Origin of the sequence: Pseudomonas sp. GM78 (assembly GCF_000282475.1) — a bacterium.
GTDB lineage: Bacteria > Pseudomonadota > Gammaproteobacteria > Pseudomonadales > Pseudomonadaceae > Aquipseudomonas.
The window spans coordinates 33,610-54,131 of the sequence record NZ_AKJF01000005.1 but is presented as its reverse complement, the minus strand read 5'-3'; the positions used below and the strand labels follow the sequence as shown (position 1 = coordinate 54,131).

19 protein-coding genes are annotated in these 20,522 nt (G+C 59.8%); 12 read left to right on the top strand and 7 right to left on the bottom strand.

Annotation, left to right across the window (positions count from 1 at the left end; genetic code table 11):
• The first annotated feature begins 43 nt into the window (after positions 1-43).
• The 3 genes from PMI35_RS31770 (at position 44) to PMI35_RS31780 (ending at position 2,193) form a co-directional block, all read left to right on the top strand.
• Entirely contained in the window at positions 44-340 is a 297-nt protein-coding gene (locus PMI35_RS31770) for a DUF1244 domain-containing protein (RefSeq protein WP_008054403.1), read from the top strand.
• Positions 333-671 carry a HopJ type III effector protein gene (locus PMI35_RS31775; RefSeq protein ID WP_008054402.1) on the top strand — a complete coding sequence of 113 codons (339 nt, stop codon included), beginning with the start codon at positions 333-335 and terminating at the stop codon, positions 669-671. The genes PMI35_RS31770 and PMI35_RS31775 overlap by 8 nt, the downstream gene beginning before the upstream one ends.
• Positions 672-942: 271 nt before the next feature.
• A complete protein-coding gene (locus PMI35_RS31780; protein WP_008054400.1) occupies positions 943-2,193 on the top strand; it encodes a 2-aminoadipate transaminase in 1,251 nt (416 codons plus the stop codon).
• A 164-nt stretch (positions 2,194-2,357) separates the two neighbouring features.
• Here the strand turns inward: PMI35_RS31780 and trxB are convergent, their stop codons facing one another.
• The gene (trxB, locus tag PMI35_RS31785; RefSeq protein ID WP_008054398.1) at positions 2,358-3,314 is read right to left on the bottom strand and encodes a thioredoxin-disulfide reductase; all 957 of its coding nucleotides are present in this window, start codon (positions 3,312-3,314) and stop codon (positions 2,358-2,360) included.
• A gap of 314 nt (positions 3,315-3,628) precedes the next feature.
• Here trxB and cysZ point away from each other — a divergent pair, with 314 nt between their 5' ends.
• Positions 3,629-4,381: a sulfate transporter CysZ gene (gene cysZ, locus PMI35_RS31795; RefSeq protein WP_008054396.1), complete on the top strand. Its 753-nt coding sequence runs from the start codon at positions 3,629-3,631 to the stop codon at positions 4,379-4,381.
• A 39-nt stretch (positions 4,382-4,420) separates the two neighbouring features.
• Positions 4,421-5,620 (top strand): glycosyltransferase family 4 protein, encoded by a 1,200-nt coding sequence (locus PMI35_RS31800; protein WP_008054395.1) that lies wholly within the window; start codon positions 4,421-4,423, stop codon positions 5,618-5,620.
• A 116-nt stretch (positions 5,621-5,736) separates the two neighbouring features.
• Here PMI35_RS31800 and PMI35_RS31805 read toward each other — a convergent pair whose 3' ends face one another.
• From PMI35_RS31805 to PMI35_RS31815, 3 genes are all read right to left on the bottom strand, one after another.
• Positions 5,737-6,840, bottom strand: a complete 1,104-nt coding sequence (locus PMI35_RS31805; RefSeq protein WP_008054394.1) for an NADH:flavin oxidoreductase — start codon at positions 6,838-6,840, stop codon at positions 5,737-5,739.
• Positions 6,841-7,057: 217 nt separating this feature from the next.
• A complete protein-coding gene (locus PMI35_RS31810) occupies positions 7,058-7,540 on the bottom strand; it encodes a glutathione peroxidase (RefSeq protein ID WP_008054393.1) in 483 nt (160 codons plus the stop codon).
• Between the two features lie 122 nt (positions 7,541-7,662).
• Positions 7,663-8,148 (bottom strand): FKBP-type peptidyl-prolyl cis-trans isomerase, encoded by a 486-nt coding sequence (locus tag PMI35_RS31815; protein ID WP_008054392.1) that lies wholly within the window; start codon positions 8,146-8,148, stop codon positions 7,663-7,665.
• Between PMI35_RS31815 and PMI35_RS0132080 the strand changes: the two genes are divergently transcribed.
• Genes PMI35_RS0132080 through PMI35_RS31825 form a run of 3 tightly spaced genes read left to right on the top strand, consistent with a single transcriptional unit; the run spans position 8,117 to position 11,509 of the window.
• A complete protein-coding gene (locus PMI35_RS0132080) occupies positions 8,117-8,443 on the top strand; it encodes a DUF3565 domain-containing protein (protein WP_032831239.1) in 327 nt (108 codons plus the stop codon). The genes PMI35_RS31815 and PMI35_RS0132080 overlap by 32 nt on opposite strands.
• Positions 8,444-8,503: 60 nt before the next feature.
• On the top strand, positions 8,504-10,603 hold the full coding sequence (pta, locus tag PMI35_RS31820; protein ID WP_008054391.1) for a phosphate acetyltransferase: 2,100 nt from the start codon (positions 8,504-8,506) through the stop codon (positions 10,601-10,603).
• A complete protein-coding gene (locus PMI35_RS31825; RefSeq protein WP_008054390.1) occupies positions 10,604-11,509 on the top strand; it encodes an acyltransferase in 906 nt (301 codons plus the stop codon).
• A gap of 161 nt (positions 11,510-11,670) precedes the next feature.
• Here PMI35_RS31825 and cysN read toward each other — a convergent pair whose 3' ends face one another.
• The 3 genes from cysN to PMI35_RS31840 all read right to left on the bottom strand — a co-directional run bounded on the left by cysN (position 11,671) and on the right by PMI35_RS31840 (position 15,536).
• Positions 11,671-13,569: a sulfate adenylyltransferase subunit CysN gene (gene cysN / locus PMI35_RS31830; protein WP_008054389.1), complete on the bottom strand. Its 1,899-nt coding sequence runs from the start codon at positions 13,567-13,569 to the stop codon at positions 11,671-11,673.
• 9 nt (positions 13,570-13,578) lie between these two features.
• Complete coding sequence (cysD, locus tag PMI35_RS31835) at positions 13,579-14,496, bottom strand: sulfate adenylyltransferase subunit CysD (RefSeq protein WP_008054388.1); 918 nt, start codon at positions 14,494-14,496, stop codon at positions 13,579-13,581.
• A 281-nt stretch (positions 14,497-14,777) separates the two neighbouring features.
• A complete protein-coding gene (locus PMI35_RS31840) occupies positions 14,778-15,536 on the bottom strand; it encodes a Nif3-like dinuclear metal center hexameric protein (protein WP_008054387.1) in 759 nt (252 codons plus the stop codon).
• A 103-nt stretch (positions 15,537-15,639) separates the two neighbouring features.
• On the opposite strand from PMI35_RS31840, the gene algW reads away from it, so the two are divergent.
• The 4 genes from algW (at position 15,640) to PMI35_RS31860 (ending at position 20,399) form a co-directional block, all read left to right on the top strand.
• On the top strand, positions 15,640-16,800 hold the full coding sequence (algW, locus tag PMI35_RS31845; RefSeq protein ID WP_008054385.1) for a Do family serine endopeptidase AlgW: 1,161 nt from the start codon (positions 15,640-15,642) through the stop codon (positions 16,798-16,800).
• 87 nt (positions 16,801-16,887) lie between these two features.
• Positions 16,888-18,993: a TonB-dependent siderophore receptor gene (locus tag PMI35_RS31850; protein ID WP_008054384.1), complete on the top strand. Its 2,106-nt coding sequence runs from the start codon at positions 16,888-16,890 to the stop codon at positions 18,991-18,993.
• A 12-nt stretch (positions 18,994-19,005) separates the two neighbouring features.
• Positions 19,006-19,725 carry a DUF4198 domain-containing protein gene (locus PMI35_RS31855; protein WP_008054383.1) on the top strand — a complete coding sequence of 240 codons (720 nt, stop codon included), beginning with the start codon at positions 19,006-19,008 and terminating at the stop codon, positions 19,723-19,725.
• Positions 19,726-19,970: 245 nt separating this feature from the next.
• Positions 19,971-20,399: a hypothetical protein gene (locus PMI35_RS31860; protein WP_008054382.1), complete on the top strand. Its 429-nt coding sequence runs from the start codon at positions 19,971-19,973 to the stop codon at positions 20,397-20,399.
• The last annotated feature ends 123 nt before the right edge of the window (positions 20,400-20,522 follow it).

Sequence of the window (20,522 nt, the reverse complement as noted above, 5' to 3'; positions counted from 1 at the left end):
AGCTTGAAGCTTGCCGCTTGAAGCTGTCTCGCAGAGACCCCCTATGACCGATCAAGAACGCCTTGAGCTCGAAGCCGCCGCCTTCCGCCGGCTGGTGGCCCACCTGGACAGCCGCAAGGATGTGCAGAACATCGACCTTATGAACCTCTCGGGCTTCTGTCGCAATTGCCTGTCCAAGTGGTACAAGGCAGCGGCCGATGAACGCCAGATCGAGGTCAGCCTCGATGAAGCCCGCGAAATGGTCTACGGCATGCCGTACGCCGAGTGGAAAGCCCAATATCAGCAAGAAGCCAGCGCCGACCAACAAGCGGCGTTCGCCAAAGGAAAACCCAATGAGTGATTTGAACACCCTGCGCGCCAGCCTCAAGAGCGGCGAACACGCCTTCGCCGATACCCTGGCGTTCATTGCCGCCGGCTACGATTACCAGCCCCAGGCCTTCAACAATGGCGGCGTGGAAAACGCCGCCGGGCAGAACGAAGGTTCGTGCAAGACCCTGGGCCTGGCCCTGTTGGAAGGCCTGAGCGATGAAGAAGCGCTGCTGGCATTCGGCGAGCATTACCGTTCGGTGCTGGCGACACCTGAAGGCAGCGATCACGGCAATATCCGTGCGTTGATCGCCCATGGCCTGGCCGGGGTGAAGTTTGCTCAACAGCCGCTGACCCGTCGCTGAACCAAACCCGGCTCTGAACCTGAACCTTGTGGGAGCGAGCCGGCTCCGGGCGGCGTTCCGACGATGGACTGAAGAACGCCACGGGGTGTCAGGCTCCCAGCGTTATCGTTGACGACCATCGCGAGCATGCTCGCTCCTACAGGGTCAGCGTTCACAGCGCAAAGCACATCCCGACTTTAAAGATTAACCCGGCGACTTTATTTCGTTTGCCGGGCACCGCTGCTCCCGGCTTAGATAAAAAGAAGCCCTCCTTCTTCCGAGCCGGTCAGCCATGCGCAGCGAAACCATCAGCCAGTCGATCAATATCGTTCACCCTGTCACCCTCAGCCACGGCAAGAACGCCGAAGTCTGGGACACCGATGGCAAACGCTACATCGACTTTGTCGGCGGCATCGGTGTATTGAACCTCGGCCATTGCCATCCACGCATCGTCGAGGCCATTCGCGAACAGGCCACACGGCTGACCCACTACGCCTTCAACGCCGCACCCCATACCCCCTACCTCGAACTCATGGATCGCCTGGCGGCGTTCATTCCGGTGGATTACCCGGTCAGCGGCATGCTCACCAACAGCGGCGCAGAAGCGGCGGAGAATGCGCTGAAAATCGTCCGTGGCGCCACTGGCCGCACAGCCGTCATCGCCTTCGACGGCGCCTTCCACGGCCGCACGCTGGCCACCCTCAACCTCAATGGCAAGGTTTCGCCATACAAACAGAAAATCGGCGTGCTGCCTGGGCCGGTGTATCACCTGCCGTTCCCCAGCCCGGACAATGGCGTGACCTGTGTCGAGGCCCTCAAAGCCATGGAGCGTCTGTTCAGCGTCGAAATCGACATCGAGGACGTGGCCTGCTTTATCGTCGAACCGGTGCAGGGTGAAGCGGGTTTCCTGGCGATGGATGTCGAGTTCGCCCAGGCGCTGCGTAGGTTTTGCGACGAAAAGGGCATTGTGCTGATCGCCGATGAAATCCAGTCTGGCTTCGGCCGCACGGGTCAGCGCTTTGCGTTCTCGCGATTGGGCATCGAACCGGATCTGATCCTGCTGGGCAAAAGCATCGCCGGCGGCGTTCCGCTGGGCGCGGTGGTCGGGCGCAAGTCGTTGTTGGATAACTTGCCCAAGGGTGGGCTCGGCGGCACTTACTCCGGCAACCCGATCGCCTGCGCCGCCGCGCTAGCGACCCTGGACGAAATGAGCGACGCCAATCTGCAAGCCTGGGGTTCGCAACAGGAAGAAGCGATTGTCAGTCGCTACGAAAGCTGGCGCGCGAACAACCTGTCGCCGTACATGGGTCGTTTGACCGGTGTAGGGGCGATGCGTGGCATCGAGTTGATCAAGGCCGACGGTACGCCGGCTTCGGCGCAATTGACGCAACTGCTGACCCTGGCGCGGGACGCCGGGTTGTTGCTGATGCCCAGCGGCAAATCGCGGCACATCATTCGGCTACTCGCGCCGTTGACGACCGAGGCGGCTGTGCTGGAGGAAGGCCTCGACATCCTTGAAGCATGCCTGCAGAAATTAACCTGAATACACGGTCCCTGTAGGAGCTGCCGAAGGCTGCGATCTTTTGATCTTGCTTTTATAAGATCAAAATCAAAAGATCGCAGCCTTCGGCAGCTCCTACAGGGGTATGTGCATTTTCGGTGGGCACAAAAAAACCGGCCGAAGCCGGTTTTTTTACGGACGCAGAATCAAGCGTTCTGCAGATTGTCCAGGTAACGCTCGGCATCCAGTGCCGCCATGCAACCGGCGCCAGCGGAGGTGATCGCCTGGCGGTAGACGTGGTCAGCCACGTCACCGGCGGCGAAGATGCCTTCGAGGCTGGTCGCAGTGGCGTTGCCGTCACGGCCGCCGTGCACGACCAGGTAGCCGTCTTTCAAGGTCAACTGGCCTTCGAACAACGAAGTATTCGGGGTGTGGCCGATGGCGATGAACACGCCGTCGACTTTCACTTCGTCGAAGCTGCCGTCGTTGTTTTTCAGGCGGGCACCGGTCACGCCCATGTTGTCGCCCAGCACTTCGTCCAGGGTCGCGTTCAGCTTCAGGATGATCTTGCCTTCGGCCACGCGGGCATTGAGCTTGTCGATCAGGATCTTCTCGGCGCGGAAGGTCTCGCGACGGTGGATCAGGGTCACGGTGCTGGCGATGTTGGCCAGGTACAGGGCTTCTTCAACAGCGGTGTTACCGCCGCCGACCACGGCCACAGGCTTGTTGCGGTAGAAGAAACCGTCGCAGGTCGCGCAGGCCGAAACGCCCTTGCCCATGAACGCTTCTTCCGACGGCAGGCCCAGGTAACGAGCGCTGGCACCGGTGGCGATGATCAGGGCGTCGCAGGTGTAGGTCGCGCTGTCGCCGGTCAGGGTGTAAGGCTTGGCAGCGAAGTCCACGGCATTGATGTGATCGAAAACGATCTCGGTTTCAAAGCGCTCGGCGTGCTCGCGCATGCGCTCCATCAACGCCGGGCCGGTCAGGCCGTGGACATCGCCCGGCCAGTTGTCGACTTCGGTGGTGGTGGTCAGTTGACCGCCGGCCTGCATGCCGGTGATCAAAAGTGGCTTGAGGTTGGCACGGGCGGCATAGACCGCGGCGCTGTAACCGGCAGGGCCGGAACCGAGAATAATCACTCGCGAATGACGGACTTCAGACATGACCTGCTCCTGTTGACCGGCCCGGAATACCTGGCGCGGAACGCCGGCTGACCGGCGGGAATAAAAAAGAACGATTGAAAGCGCTTGGGGAAGGCTTGAACTCGACCGTCCTGTAAAAAGATTGGGTGCAGCGTATCGAGGGGGCGAAGATTAAGGAAATACGGTTTAACAATCCAGCTCATAGGTGGTCTCTATCCCTACTGAGCGATAATCAGGACGCCTTTGTTACAGTTAATGTCGATGTCGCTGTCGCGCTTTCGCCTGTCAGGCAAAGCCGGTAAGGTCGGCGCGTTTCCCATTGTCCGGAGCCCGTTATGCCCGCCCCCGTTCTGTCCGGCCCGCAATACCTGCGCGAAGGCCTCAAGCTGGTCCTGAGCCCCGGTTTACGTTTGTTCGTATTGTTACCGCTGGCCATCAACCTGGTGCTGTTCGTCGGATTGATCTTTCTGGCCGGCCATCAGTTCAGCCTGTGGGTCGATACGCTGATGCCGTCCCTGCCCGACTGGCTGGGTTTTCTCAACTATGTGCTGTGGCCGTTGTTCGTGGTGCTGGTGGTGTTGATGGTGTTCTTCACCTTCACCATGCTCGCCAATATCATCGCGGCACCCTTCAATGGCTTCCTCGCGGAAAAAGTCGAAGTGGTGGTGCGCGGCACCGACGACTTCCCGGCCTTCAGCTGGGGCGAGCTGATCGCCATGGTCCCGCGGACATTCGCCCGGGAAATGCGCAAGCTCGGTTATTTCCTGCCTCGGGCGCTGGGGCTGTTCATCCTTTCGTTCATCCCGGTGGTGAACATCATCGCGGCGCCGCTGTGGCTGCTGTTCGGGGTGTGGATGATGGCGATCCAGTACATCGACTACCCGGCGGACAACCACAAGCTGGGCTGGAACGAGATGCTCGCCTGGCTGCGGCAGAAGCGCTGGCAGAGCATGAGCTTCGGCGGCAGCGTCTACCTGGTGCTGCTGATTCCGGTGGTGAACATCCTGATGATGCCGGCGGCCGTGGCCGGGGCGACCTTGTTCTGGGTGCGTGAGCGTGGGGCGGAAAATCTGGTGACTCAACGCTAGTCGGTCACAAATCCATCATCTCACCGTCATAACGCCGACATGGCCTCAGCCGACACTGAGGCTATGACGACAGCCCTGCATATCACCCTGATCACCGAAACCTTTCCTCCGGAAATCAACGGCGTTGCCAATACCCTTGGGCGACTGTGCGACGGATTGCGCGCGCGCGGGCACCAGGTGGAATTGGTGCGACCTCGCCAGGGCTGCGATCAATCGGCGAGTAGTGATGATGGATTGTTGCTGTGCCGGGGCTGGCCGCTGCCGGGCTATCCCGGGTTGCAGTGGGGACAGTCGTCGATGCACAAGCTGCTGCGGCGCTGGCAGCGCCATCGCCCGGATGTGCTGTATATCGCCACCGAGGGGCCTTTGGGGTTGTCGGCATTGCGCGCTGCACGGCGCCTGGGTATTTCCGTGGTGAGCGGCTTCCACACCAACTTCCAGCAGTACTCCAGCCAGTACGGGTTCGGCTTGCTGACTCGGCTGCTGACCCACTATTTGCGCTGGTTCCACAATCGCTCGAACCTGACCCTGGTGCCCAGTGTCAGCCAGCGCATGGAGCTGGAACGCCGGCATTTCGAGCGCCTGGCGTTGCTGTCCCGCGGCGTCGACAGCCAGTTGTTTCACCCGAGCAAACGCTTGAACGCGCTTCGCGAGCAATGGGGGCTGGGCGAGAAGGACATTGCCGTTATCCACGTCGGCCGTTTGGCAACGGAGAAAAACCTCGGCTTGCTCAAACGTTGTTTCGATACGCTCAAGTCCACTTATCCACAGCGCATTATGAAACTGATCGTGGTGGGCGATGGCCCGCAACGGCCGCTGATGGAAAGCGAATTGCCCGAGGCGATTTTCTGCGGGGCGCAACGGGGTGAAGCCCTGGCGAGCCACTATGCGTCCGGGGATGTGTTTCTATTTCCGAGCCTGACCGAGACCTTCGGCAATGTGGTGCTTGAGGCATTGGCCTCGGGACTGGGGGTGGTGGCTTACGACCAGGCGGCAGCGGCGCAGCATATTCGTCATGGCTACAACGGCGTGCTGGCGATGCCGGGGGATGAAGAGGCGTTCTGCGATGCCGCCGTGTGGTTGCTGGAGAAGCGCGAAACCTTGCGCTGTGTGCGGCTCAATGCGCGTCAGCATGCCAGTCGGCAGGGTTGGGCGGCGATCATCGAGCAGTTCGAGGGGCAGTTGCGGGGCGCTTGTGTTGGAGAGGTGGTGGTGCCGAATGCACCGACCTTGCCCTAGCCCATGGTGACATTGGATCAGTCATCGCCAGCAGGCTGGCTCCCACATGGGATCTGCGGTGTACACAGGACCTGTGGGAGCCAGCCTGCTGGCGATGGGGCCTTGCCAGTCGCTGCTTAAACCAGCGTCATCAACGCCTCACGTCTGAACGGCAGGATGTCTTCCTCACGGCCGTCACGTACTTTCTGCGCCCAGTCCGGATCCACCAGCAATGCACGACCCACCGCCACCAGGTCGAACTCGTCGTTGTTCAAGCGCTCCAACAGTTTTTCCAGGCTAGCCGGCTGCGCCACCTTGTCGGTGTTGACCATGAACTGAAGGAACTCGCCGTCCAGACCCACGCTGCCCACGGTGATGGTCGGCTTGCCAGTGAGCTTGCGGGTCCAGCCCGCCAGGTTCAGCTCGGAACCGTCGAACTCCGGCTCCCAGAAGCGACGTGTCGAGCAGTGGAAAATGTCCACGCCAGCGTCAGCCAACGGTTTGAGGAACTCGCCCAACGCCTCCGGGGTTTGCACCAGGCGCGCGGTGTAGTCCTGCTGCTTCCACTGGGAGAAACGGAAGATGATCGGGAAACCTTCACCGACTGTCGCACGTACCGCCTGAATCAATTCGATGGCGAAACGCGAACGGTTGGCCAGGCTGCCGCCGTACTCGTCGGTGCGCTGGTTGCTGCCTTCCCAGAAGAACTGGTCGATCAGGTAGCCGTGGGCACCGTGGATTTCCACGCCGTCCATGCCGATGCTCTGGGCATCCTTCGCCGCCTGGGCAAACGCAGCGATCACGTCCTGTATGTCCTGTTTGCTCATGCCGTGAACCACGACATTGCCCTCTTTCACTTTTTCCGACGGGCCATAACCCGGCACGCTGGCGTCCGGCTCGGTGCCGATGCGACGCACACTGCCGACATGCCACAGTTGCGGAACGATCTTGCCACCCTCAGCGTGAACCGCGTCGACGACTTTCTTCCAGCCAGCCAGCGCGGCTTCACCATAGAAATGCGGTACGTTCGGGTAGCCGTTGGAAGCCTTGTGCCCGACGGTGGTGCCTTCAGTGATGATCAAGCCCACGCCGGCCGCTGCGCGACGACGGTAATATTCGATCACTTTGGAATTGGGTACGCCGCCCGGCGAAAACGAGCGAGTCATCGGCGCCATGACGACGCGGGTCGGCAGTTCGAGAGTGCCGAGGTGGAACGGTTTGAACAGGGCTTTGACGGGCATGGGGACGCTCCACGGGGATAGACTTTATGACGACTATAATATGGAGGTTCGCACGCGCTGAACAGCACTATTGATTTGGGTGATTAAGAATCAAAAGACACGAATACTGTAGGAACAAGCTTGCTCGCGATGAACCTGAGAACGCTGCTGGGAGTCAGGCTACCAGCGTTATCGTTCACGACCATCGCGAGCGGGCTCGCTCCTACAGAGGGAGATGTCAGGCCAGCGCTTTCTCGATCGCCTGAACCACGCTCGGATCATCCGGCGCGGTACGGGGCGAAAACCGCGCCAGTACACGCCCATCTTTACCCAACAGGAACTTCTCGAAATTCCAGGTGATGTCACCGGGAAACTCAGCGCCCTCGCCCGCCAGCAACTTGTACAGCTGATGACGCTCGTGACCGTTGACTTCCAGCTTGCTGGACAACGGAAAGGTCACGCCATAGTTGAGGCTGCAGAAGTCCTTTATTTCTTGCTCGGTACCTGGTTCCTGACCGGCAAACTGGTTGCATGGCAGGCCCAGCACGCTGAAGCCTTTACCCTTGAACTGCTGGTAGAGGTTTTCCAGCGCCGCGTACTGTGGCGTCAAGCCACATTTGGAGGCCACGTTGACCACCAGCACGACCTGCCCTTTGAAAGGCGCCAGAGGTAGCGCCTGACCATCCAGGGCTGTCAAATTAAGTTCGTGAAAAGCACTCATGACGTACTCCAGATTCCCGTGTTCTTCTCGAAACAGCCACTTGGTGGTGTCGCCTGGAACAGCCGCAGACTAAAAAGGCGCCCTCGGGGCGCCTCTCCAGCTATCTGAGCTTAGCGCAGAAATCAGTGGTGATGGCCACCTTCGCCATGGACGTGGCCATGAGCGATTTCTTCCTGGCTGGCATCACGGATGTTGATGATCTTGACCTGGAAGTTCAGGCGTTGACCAGCCAACGGGTGGTTGCCGTCTACGGTGACGTCGTCGCCGTCCAGATCGCGGATGGTCACGATCTGCATTTGGCCGTCCGGAGCGGATGCGTGGAACTGCATGCCCACTTCCAGCTCGTCGACACCTTCGAACATGCTGCGGCTCAGGGTGCTGACCAGTTCGGCAGCGTACTCGCCGTAGGCATCTTCTGGTTCAACGGCCACGGTCAGCTCGTCGCCGACTGCTTTGCCTTCCAGCGCCTTTTCCAGGCCCGGGATGATGTTGCCTGCACCTTGCAGGTAGACCAGCGGCGCGCCGCCGGCGGAGCTGTCGATGACCTCACCAGCGTCGTTGGTCAGGGTATAGTCGATGGAGACAGCCTTATTGGCGGCGATCAGCATGGGGCGAGACCTTTTGCATAAGAATGATGAAAGACGCAGTTTAGCGAAGCAATCGCCCGAAAGCGAACACAACCCGGACAGACGGGACGTGACGATCACAGGCTTCCACCAGGACGAAGACGGCCACTGGGTGGCCGAGCTTTCCTGCGGCCACACCCAGCACTTGCGCCACCAGCCGCCGTGGCAATCCCGCGCCTGGGTCGTGGATCCCGTGCAGCGCCGTGAAAAAATAGGCCAACCCTTTGATTGCGGTTGGTGCGCACAAGGCTCGGTTAGCGATAACCTTGGCGACTGAATTTCGGTAGTTGGCCAGTCATAGGCCGTCACCATTGCCATGCACCTCCAGAGAATCCGCATGCAAACTTTTTTTATCGCGCCCACCGATTTTGGCGTGGGCCTGACCTCCATCAGCCTCGGGCTGGTACGTACCCTCGAGCGCGCCGGTCTGAAAGTCGGCTTTTTCAAGCCGATTGCCCAGCCACATCCGGGTGACACGGGCCCTGAGCGCTCTACCGAACTGGTAGCCCGCACCCACGGCTTGAAACCGCCGCAGCCGCTGGGCCTGGCCCATGTCGAGCGCATGCTCGGTGACGGTCAGCTTGATGAACTGCTCGAAGAAATCATCACCCTCTACCAGCAAGCCGCCATCGGCAAGGACGTGCTGGTCGTGGAGGGCATGGTGCCGACCCGCAGCGCCAGCTATGCCGCGCGGGTCAATCTGCACCTGGCCAAGAGTCTCGATGCCGAGGTGATCCTGGTGTCGGCGCCGGAAAACGAAGTGCTGACCGAATTGTCCGGTCGCGTGGAATTGCAGGCGCAGTTGTTTGGCGGCCCGAAAGACCCGAAAGTCCTCGGCGTGATCCTTAACAAGGTCAAGACAGACGAAAGCATGGAGGCCTTTGCCGCGCGCCTGAAGGAACATTCGCCGCTATTGCGCAGTGGCGATTTCCGCCTGCTGGGCTGCATTCCGTTCCGCCCGGAACTGAACGCCCCTCGCACGCGCGACGTGGCCGACCTGATGGGCGCGCAAGTGCTCAACGCCGGCGACTATGAAACACGGCGCATGACCAACATCATCATTTGCGCGCGCACCATGCGCAACACCGTGGAGCTGCTCAAGCCCGGCGTGCTGGTGGTGACTCCCGGCGATCGCGATGACATCATCCTCGCCGTCAGCCTCGCGGCCATCAATGGCGTGCCGCTGGCCGGCCTGTTGCTGACCAGCGACACCCTGCCCGACCCGCGCATCATGGACCTCTGCCGAGGCGCCCTGCAGGCTGGACTGCCGGTACTGTCGGTGAGCACTGGCTCCTACGACACCGCCAACCAGCTGAACGGCCTGAACAAGGAAATCCCGATCGACGACCGCGAGCGTGCGGAGATCATCACCGATTTCGTCGCCAGCCACCTGGACGCCAACTGGCTGCACCAGCGCTGCGGTACCCCGCGGGAAATGCGCCTGTCGCCAGCGGTGTTCCGTTATCAATTGATCCAGCGCGCACAGGCCGCCAACAAGCGCATCGTCCTGCCGGAAGGCAGCGAACCATTGACCGTACAGGCCGCGGCGATCTGCCAGGCCCGTGGCATTGCCCGTTGCGTGTTGCTGGCCAAGCCTGCCGACGTCGAAGCCGTGGCCCGTGCGCAAGGCATCGAACTGCCGCCGGGGCTGGAAATCCTCGACCCTGACCTGATTCGCGAGCGCTACGTCGAGCCAATGGTGGCCCTGCGTAAAAGCAAAAGCCTCAACGCACCGATGGCCGAGCAGCAACTGGAAGACACCGTGGTGATCGGCACCATGATGCTGGCGCTGGATGAGGTCGACGGCCTCGTATCGGGCGTCATTCACTCCACCGCCAATACCATCCGCCCGGCGCTGCAGCTGATCAAGACCGCGCCGGGCTGCACCCTGGTGTCGTCGGTATTCTTCATGCTGTTTCCCGAAGAAGTGCTGGTCTACGGCGACTGCGTGATGAACCCGCACCCGAGCGCCACGGAACTGGCCGAGATCGCCCTGCAGAGCGCCGACTCGGCGGCGGCATTCGGCATCACTCCGCGTGTGGCGATGATCAGCTATTCCAGTGGCGAGTCGGCGAGCGGCGAGGAAGTCGAGAAGGTCCGCGAAGCGACATTGCTCGCCCATGAACAGCAAAACTCGCTGCTGATCGACGGTCCGTTGCAGTATGACGCCGCCGCCAACGAAACCGTGGCCCGGCAACTGGCACCCAACAGCCAGGTGGCCGGTCGCGCCACGGTGTTCGTGTTCCCCGACCTCAACACCGGCAACACCACGCACAAAGCCGTGCAGCGCAGTGCCGACTGCGTCAGCCTCGGGCCGATGCTGCAGGGCCTGCGCAAGCCGGTGAACGATTTGCCGCGCGGCGCGCAGGTCGACGACATCGTCTACACCATCGCCCTGACCGCGATTCAAGCTGCCAACCGACCTATGGATGTGTAAATGCTGGATTTCCTACCCGCGTTTTTGCGCGGAGTGATTGCCGCGCTGCTGCTGGCGCTGAACACGATTTTGCTGTGCTCGTTCCTGTTCTGTGTGGCGCTGTTCAAGGTACTGCCGTTCGCGCTCACCCAACGCATCGCACACTGGTTGATGGGCCATACACACGAAGCCTGGATCAGCATCAACAAAGGCTGGATGAACCTGGTTCGCCGCACCCGCTGGCACGTCAGCGGCCTGCAAGGCCTCGACTACCAGCACTCGTACCTGATCACCAGCAACCACCAGAGCTGGGTCGATATCCTGGTGCTGCAATACGTGCTCAATCGGCGTATCCAGCCGCTGAAGTTCTTTCTCAAGCAGGAGTTGATCTGGGTGCCGGTGATTGGACTGGCGTGGTGGGCGCTGGGTTTTCCATTCATGAAACGCTACTCCAAGGCCTATCTGGAAAAGCACCCGGAGAAGAAAGGCAAGGACCTGGAAACCACGCGCAAGACCTGTGCGAAGTTTCGTGATAACCCGGTGGGCATTTTCAATTTTGTCGAGGGCACGCGTTTTACCGAAGGCAAACATGCCCAGCAGAAATCACCGTTCAAGTACCTGCTCAAGCCCAAGGCCGGTGGTATTGCGTTTGTGCTGGATGCCATGGGCGAGCAGCTTGAGTCCATCGTCAACGTGACGATCCATTATCCAGCCGGTCGCCCCGGCTTCTGGGACTTGCTATGCGGCAACGTCAAAGACGTGGTGGTGCATTTTCAGGAGCTGAAGATTCCGCCGCAGTTCATTGGCAAGAACTACGACCAGGACGGTGAGTACCGCTTGCAGTTCCAGGGCTGGATCAACCAGTTGTGGCAGGACAAGGATGCGTTGCTGGGGCAGATGCATCGCGAGTATCCCGCGAAGTCTTGAGGTACCTGTACCGGCCTCATCGCTGGCAAGCCAGCTCCCACAGTGATATGCGGTGTTCACGAAACCTGTGGGAGCTGGCTTGCCAGCGATGGCGATCTCAAGGACACAAAAAAACCCGCCGATGATCACTCATCGGCGGGTTTTTTATGTGCGGCTAACGCTTAGATCGCGCCGCGTTTACGCAACAGTTCCAAGACCTGCTTGACGCCTTCTTCCAGCGACACGGACTGGGTGTCGATCACCAGGTCGGCATCCAGCGGCACGTCGTACGGGAAAGACTCGCCCGGGATGTTATCCCCGGCCGCCGCGTACAGGCCTTGCGGGTCACGCTCGGCACAGACTGTCGGCGAGGCCTGGACGTAGACCGTCACCAGGCGCTCTTTGCCGATCAGCTCCCGAGCCTGTTCACGACCTTCGGCACTCGGCGCAACGAACGCTGCCAGTGTCAGCAGACCGGCTTCGTTGAACTGACGCGCCACGTGTGCGGCACGACGCCAGTTCTCGGTACGTCCGGCGCGATCCTGTGGCAGACCTTTGTTCAGGTCGTGACGCAGGTTCTGACCATCTAGCACGTACACCGCACGACCCAGGTCGAACAGCTTGCGCTCAACGGCGTAGGCCAGGGTGCTTTTGCCCGCGCCCGACAAACCGCTGAACAACACGGTGGCCGGTTGCTGACCGAAGCGCTGTGCGCGCTCTTCGGTAGCGACGTGGGCCAGTTTGCCGTGGTGCGTGCTGGTGCCATGCGCCACCGGCTGCGCAACGATCATGCCGGCGCCAACGGTGCCGTTGGTCAGGCGGTCGATGATGATGAACGCGCCGGTGGTGCGGTTGCTGTCGTAACCGTCGAGGGCAATCGGCGCGTCGAGCGCGATCTTGACCTTGCCGATTTCGTTCAGCTGCAACGCGCTGGCCGGACCTTCTTCCAGGGTGTTCACGTCGACCTTGTTGACGATGCTGGCGATGGAGCCCGGCACGTAGCTGGTGGCGCGCTTGATGTCGTATTTCTTGCCCGGCAGCATCGGCTCTTCAGCCATCCACACCAGCATCGCTTCGAAGCTGTCGGTGACTGGCGGCACGTTGTCGGCGTGAACCAACAGGTCGCCACGGGAGATGTCGATCTCGTCTTCCATAGTCAGTGTTACCGCCTGACCTGGACCTGCGTGCTCCAGTTCACCTTCGAAGGTGACGATGGATTTCACGCGGCTGCTCTTGCCCGACGGCAACACCACGACTTCGTCGCCCTTCTTGACGATGCCGCTGGCCAGGGTGCCGGCGAAACCGCGGAAGTTCAGGTTCGGACGGTTGACGTACTGCACCGGGAAACGCAGGTCGGTGAAGTTGCGGTCGCCCGCCACTTCCACGGTCTCGAGGATTTCCATCAGCGACTGGCCGGTGTACCACGGCGAGCGCTCGGACTTGTTCACTACGTTGTCGCCCTTCAGCGCCGACATCGGCACGAAATGCATGCTGGTCGGCTTGAGCTTCAGGCCCTCGGCAAACTGCAGGTAGTCGGCCTTGATCGACTCGAACACGCCCTGGTCGAAGTCCTTGAGATCCATCTTGTTGATGGCGACGACGATGTGCTTGATGCCCAGCAACGAGGCGATGAAGCTGTGGCGACGGGTCTGGGTCTGCACGCCGTAGCGGGCGTCGACCAGGATGATCGCCAGGTCACAGGTGGACGCACCGGTGGCCATGTTGCGGGTGTACTGTTCATGGCCGGGGGTGTCGGCGATGATGAATTTGCGCTTGGCGGTGGAGAAGTAGCGGTACGCGACATCGATGGTGATGCCTTGTTCGCGCTCGGCCTGCAGGCCATCGACCAGCAGTGCCAGGTCGATGTCTTCGCCGGTGGTGCCGACTTTTTTCGAGTCGCGGGTAATCGCTTCCAGGTGATCTTCGTAGATCATCTTGGAGTCGTGCAGCAGGCGCCCGATCAGGGTGCTCTTGCCGTCGTCGACATTACCGCAGGTCAGAAAGCGCAGCAGCTCTTTACGTTCGTGCTGGCCCAGGTAGGCGAGGATGTCCTCGCTGATCAAATCAGATGCGTGCGACATAACAACCCCTTAGAAATAACCCTGACGTTTTTTGTCTTCCATCGAGCCTGCGCCATCGTGGTCGATGACACGGCCCTGGCGCTCGGAAGTTCGCGTCAGGAGCATTTCCTGAATGATGTCCGTGAGGCTTTCGGCCTCGGACTCCACCGCGCCCGTCAACGGGTAGCAGCCAAGGGTACGGAAACGCACTTTCTTTTTGACGATGCGGGCTTTGTCTTCATCGCTCAGGTGTTCGAGGATGCGCTCGTCGTCGATCATGATCAGGGTGCCGTTCTTCTCGATGACTTCACGCTCGGCGGCGAAGTACAGCGGGACGATAGGGATGCCTTCCAGATAGATGTACTGCCAGATGTCCAGCTCGGTCCAGTTCGACAACGGGAATACGCGGATGGATTCGCCCTTGTTGACCTTGCCGTTGTAGACGTTCCACAGCTCCGGGCGCTGGTTTTTCGGGTCCCAGCGGTGCTTGCTGTCACGGAACGAGTACACGCGCTCCTTGGCGCGGGATTTCTCTTCATCGCGGCGCGCGCCACCGAAGGCGGCATCGAAACCATGCTTGTCCAGTGCCTGCTTCAGGCCCTCGGTCTTCATGATGTCGGTGTGCTTGGCACTGCCGTGGGTGAACGGGTTGATGCCTTGCGCCACACCTTCAGGGTTCACATGGGTGATCAGGTCCAGGCCCAGCTCGGCAACCATCTTGTCGCGGAAGCTGTACATCTCCTGGAACTTCCACTGGGTGTCGACGTGCATTACCGGGAACGGCAGCTTGCCGGGGAAGAACGCCTTGCGTGCCAGGTGCAGCATCACGGCGGAGTCTTTACCGATGGAGTACAGCATCACCGGGTTGTCGAACTCGGCGGCCACCTCGCGGATGATGTGGATGCTTTCCGCCTCCAGCTGTTTCAGATGCGTCAGTTTGTCGACCATGGCTACTCACGAAAACATTCTTATGAACGGCCAGCGGGCCGTGTTCGAGCGGGGAATCCTAGCACAGCGCCCCCTTCTAATCAGGACGCCAACTAGATCGAAAGAGCATATGAATATGCCCGCCTGTTTGGGCGAAACGCGCGTCCCCTATAGGAGCGAGCCTGTCGAATCGTCGCACCGTCGCGATGGTCGTCAACGATAACGCTGGGAGCCTGACACCCCGTGGTGGTCTCAGGTCCATCGCAAGCAGGCTCGCTCCTACAGGGGATCGCGTTTACCCGTCAGATTGGGTTGGGGCAATCGATAAAGATGTGCTCAAGTGCAAACCGCTTCGCCAGGTAATCACCCAGCGCCTGCACGCCATAACGCTCGGTGGCGTGGTGCCCGGCAGCAATGAAGCTGATGTCGTTTTCCCGCGCACTGTGGAAGGTTTGCTCCGAGGCTTCGCCGCTGAGGTACAGATCGACACCCGCCAACACCGCCTGATCAATGTAGCCCTGACCGCCACCGGTGCACCAGCCAACGCGGCGAATCATTGCGCTGCCTTCGATCAGCAACGGCTCGCGGCCCATGACTTCCTGCACCCGGCGAGCAAAATCCCGGGGCGTCACGGGCTCGTTCAACGAGCCGACCAGACCGACGATCTTCAGATTGTCGGGATCGAGCGGACCTTCGATGGTGATGTCCAGCTGCCGCGCCAACTGCACGTTGTTGCCAACCTCAGGGTGCAGGTCCAGCGGCAGGTGATAGGACAGCAGGCTGATGTCGTGCTTGAGCAGCGTTTTCAGGCGGCGCTGCTTCATGCCGGTGATGCACGGGTTCTCGCCTTTCCAGAAGTAGCCGTGATGCACCAGCACCAGGTCGGCGTTGGCCTGCACCGCGGCATCGAGCAAGGCCTGGCTGGCGGTGACGCCACTGACAATGCGCATCACCTGCGGCCGGCCCTCGACCTGCAGGCCGTTGGGGCAGTAATCGGCAATTTTCGAACTGCCGAGGTAACGGTCGGCTTCTTCGACCAGGGTGCTCAGGGCGACGGCCATAAAAGACTCCTAAATATCCCGTTCAGAGGCACGCGCGGCCTCGTATAATGCGCGTCATTATGAGCGGTCTCATACCGCCTGCAACTCTCTCAGGACGTGCTTAATGCTCAAGGCGCTGCGTTTTTCCGGCTGGCCGCTGTTGGCCGGCGTGCTTGTCGCTCTGTTAATCATCCAGCGGTACCCGCAGTGGGTCGGGCTTCCAAGCCTCGACGTAAACCTGCAACAAGCCCCGCAAACTACCAGCATGCAGCAAGGCCCGGTGTCCTATTCCGACGCGGTGACCACCGCCGCGCCGTCGGTGGTGAACCTGTACACCACCAAAGTCATCAACAAACCCAATCATCCGCTGTTCGAGGATCCGCAGTTTCGTCGCTTCTTCGGCGACAACTCGCCCAAGCAGAAACGCATGGAGTCAAGCCTCGGCTCCGGCGTGATCATGAGCCCGGAAGGTTACATCCTGACCAACAACCACGTGACCAGCGGTGCCGACCAGATCGTGGTGGCGCTCAAGGACGGCCGTGAAACCCTGGCACGGGTGATCGGCAGCGACCCGGAAACCGACCTCGCGGTCCTCAAGATCGACCTGAAGAAACTGCCTTCGATCACCGTCGGCCGCTCCGACAACATCCGCATCGGCGACGTGGCACTCGCCATCGGCAACCCGTTCGGCGTTGGCCAGACAGTGACCATGGGCATCATCAGTGCCACCGGGCGCAATCAGCTGGGCCTGAACAACTACGAAGACTTCATCCAGACAGACGCCGCAATCAACCCCGGCAACTCCGGCGGTGCGCTGGTGGACGCCAATGGCAACCTGACCGGCATCAACACCGCGATCTTCTCCAAGTCCGGCGGCTCGCAAGGCATCGGTTTCGCGATTCCGGTGAAGCTGGCCATGGAAGTGATGAAGTCGATCATCGAACACGGCCAGGTGATTCGCGGCTGGCTCGGTATCGAAGTGCAGCCATTGTCCCAGGAACTGGCGGAATCGTTTGGCCTGTCGGGGCGTCCGGGCATCGTGGTAGCGGGGATTTTCCGCGACGGTCCGGCGCAAAAGGCCGGCCTGCAATTGGGTGACGTGATTCTCAGCATCGATGGCGAGCCGGCGGGCGATGGCCGCCGCTCGATGAACCAGGTCGCGCGGATCAAGCCGACCGACAAAGTTGCGATCCAAGTGATGCGCAACGGCAAGGAACTCAAGCTCACCGCGGAAATCGGCCTGCGTCCGCCGCCTGCGCCGGTCAAGGAAAAAGAAGAGAAATAAACCTGGCCCGAGAAATTCGGGCTATTGGAAGATATTCTCATTAGACATGTTATATTGTTTCAATTACTGCAATTGGAACAACATAACATGTCGTCTCGAACAAAGGCCTCCTTCGTCGGATTCGCCTTCGGCCTGCTGGGAAACCCGGCCTTCGCCGAAGAATCACCCACGTTTGAACTGGACGCCATCAGCGTCACTTCCGATTACGAATCCCCCACAGGCCCGGTCGAGGGCTATCGCGCCACCCGCTCATCCAGCGCGACCAAGACCGACACGGCCATCCGCGACATTCCGCAATCGATCAGCGTGATTCCCGCCAGCGTGCTCAAGGACCTGGGCAGTACCAGCGTCGAACGCGCGCTGGATTTTGCCGGTGGGGTGTCGAAGCAGAATAACTTCGGCGGCCTGACGCTTTACGAATACAGCGTGCGCGGCTTCACCACGTCGGAGTTCTACAAGGACGGATTCAGCGCCAACCGGGGCTACCCCAGCACACCGGATGCGGCCAACATCGAACGCATCGAAGTGCTCAAAGGCCCGGCTGCCAGCCTGTATGGCCGGGGTGATCCCGGCGGCACGGTCAACATCGTCACCAAGAAGCCACAACCTGGAGCCTTTGCCACACTGCAAACCAGCGCCGGCAGCTGGGATCGCTATCGCACCGCGCTGGACCTCAACACGCCACTGGATGAACAAGGTGAAGTCCTGTCGCGAGTGAACCTGGCCGTCGAGGACAACCACAGCTTCCGTGATCATGTCGACAGTCAACGCGTGTTCGTCGCGCCCTCCTTCAGCTGGCAACTCAATCCCGACACCAGCCTGTTGGTGGAAAGCGAATTCGTCCGGCACAGCTCCACCTTCGACCGTGGCATCGTCGCGCCGAACAATACGTGGAGCGGCGTTTCCCGTTCGACATTCCTCGGCGAACCCAACGACGGCGACATCGACAACCACAACAATCTGCTGCAGGCCGCACTCGAACATCAGCTCAACGACACCTGGAAGCTGCGCCTGGCCAGCCACTACAAGGAGGGCAAACTCTGGGGTTTCGCCTCCGAGTCACGGCCGCTGAACGCCGATGGCCACTCGGTCAACCGCCGTTACCGCGAGCGTGACAACAACTGGCACGACAGCATCACCCAGCTCGAACTGCGCGGCTTGTTCGAGCTCGGCAGCTGGCAGCACGAATTGCTGATCGGTAGCGAGTACGAGAACTATCGCAAGGACGAGCGGGTCACGACGATCGCCGGCAGCCCCTACGCCATCGACATCTACAACCCGATTTACGGCCAGCCGAAACCCGACGGTGCACGCTCAGGGACGGACTTCTTCGAGCACGTCGAAAGCCATGCACTGAACCTGCAGGATCAGATCATTTTCACTGACAAGCTGCGGGGCATGCTCGGTGTACGCTTGGAAAACTTCGAGCAGCGCATAGACAACCACACCCGCGACACCACCAGCCGCCAGCGTCACGACGCCCTGACCCAACGGGCCGGCCTGCTCTATCAGCTGACGCCTGAAGTCGGCTTGTTCGCCAATGTCTCCACCTCGTTCAAACCCAATAACGGCCTGGACGCCGCCGGCAAATCCTTCGACCCGGAAGAAGGCGTCGGCTATGAAGTGGGCATCAAGAGCGAGCTGTTCGACGAGCGCGTGAGCACCACCCTCGCCGCTTTCCATATCGAGAAGGAAAACGTCCTCGCCCTCGATCCGGGCACCGACACCAGCCGCGCCATGGGCAAGGCGCGCAGCCAGGGTTTCGATCTGCAATTCGCCGGGCAAGTGACCGACGCAGTACGCGTAATCGGCGCCTTCGCCTACATCGATGCAGAAGTCACCCAAGGCGACAAGGTCATTCCCACCGGCAGCCGAATTCTCGGCGTGGCCAAACGCAGCGGCAGCCTGTTGGGGGTTTATGAGTTTCAGGACGGTCACTGGCGCGGTTCGGACGTCGGCGCGGCCTTCACCTATGTCGGCGATCGCTCGGGTGAAGCCGGCAGCGACTTTGAATTGCCGGCCTACCACACCGTCGACCTGCTGGCCCATTACAAGGCCAGCGAAAACGTCACGGTGGGACTGAACCTGAACAATGTTTTCGACGAGAAATACTTCGAGCGCTCGTACAGCAACTACTGGGTCAATCCCGGCGAGCCGCGCAATTTCACTGTCAGCCTGACACTCACCCTGTAATAGGACGTCCCCATGCACCCTCTCAAACCCCTGGCGCTGCTCGGTTTGCTGTTCGCCACCCAGGTCTCGGCCCACGGTCTATGGACCGAACAACGCCGTGGCAACATTGAAGTGATCTACGGCCATGGCGCCGAGGACAATGCGTTCAAGGCGCAGAAAATCAGTGGCGCCTGGGCCTACGACAGCAACGGAAAAATGATTCCGGTGACGGTGCAGCGCCTGACCGATCACGCACGCCTGCAACCGCTGAAGCCGCCCGCCGTTATCGCGGTGGCACTAAACAACGGCATGTGGTCGCAAACAGCCGACAAAAAATGGATCAACGAGGGACGCAGCAAAGTGCCCGGCGCCATCGAAGCCACAGAGACATTCAAATACAGCCTGGCGATTTATCAGCCGGGAGTGAAGCTGCCGAAACTCGATCAGATCAAATTGCTGATCCTGCCGGAGGCCGATCCGTGGGCCGTTGGACCGGGCCAGTCGTTGCCAGTCCGGGTGCTACTGGACGGCAAGCCGGCGGCGGGAGTGAAGTTGGTTGGCGACTACCGCAACGCGCCGAATACCCTGACTACCGAGACTGATGCGGACGGTCGGGCGCAGGTGCTAGTGCGTAATGAAGGGTTGAATGTAATTGCGGCGCAGGTTGAAGTGCCCGTGAAGGACAGCACTGACGTGAGCAGTCGGGGATTGTTCAGCTCGCTGACGTTTTTGGGCGAGCCGCATCACGAGTAACTCAACGCTGCTTCTACAAAACCATTGCTATACAAGATCGCTTAAAACTATAAAACGCATATCAGGCTTTTGATACAAACCACCTGAAACCATTCCGATTAGCTCTAAAGCACTGTCACTTATGACAGTGCTTTTTAATTTATAAAAGGTTTAGGCTGCACTCGGCACATCATCCAGAGCAACCCATCTAGGCCATCGGATATTCACTGGATTAAATCAACCCCATATCTTAACAAGGCAAAATCATGTCTAATCAAAAAGATCACAATTTCAACCCCGAACCTAAAATGTATGCAGGGACTGCTGAAATCACATGGAACGGTGATAAATCTCACTCGCGCAATGTAGATCACGCTTACGACAACAAAAAACAAGGTTACTTATACGCAAATACGTTTGGCACTATCAAAGACAACAGTTTTTATGTGTCACTCCTAACCGGCATAGAGGCTGACGGTAAGTACATCCAAGATTACGAACGTGACGTAACGCCGCATCACGTTCGATGGGCCCTGATCTTTAATGGCATCTCACATAGCGTTCAAAAAGGAAAAATTACTGGCACATTCAAAAACCACTATAAAAAAGCTTTAGCAAATATCGACATGGAACTTGAAAACGGTGACATCGTAAACATTCTATTCAACTTGGAAGAGCGTTCACCATCAGAATAAAACCATTTAAGAGCCATTAACAAAAAACGCATATTTATCGCAAACTCAAGCCAAAACCTCATAGATGAAACACAAGCAATCAACCTGCTCACGACTCGCGAAGATCGGAGCAGGTTGTTTTTA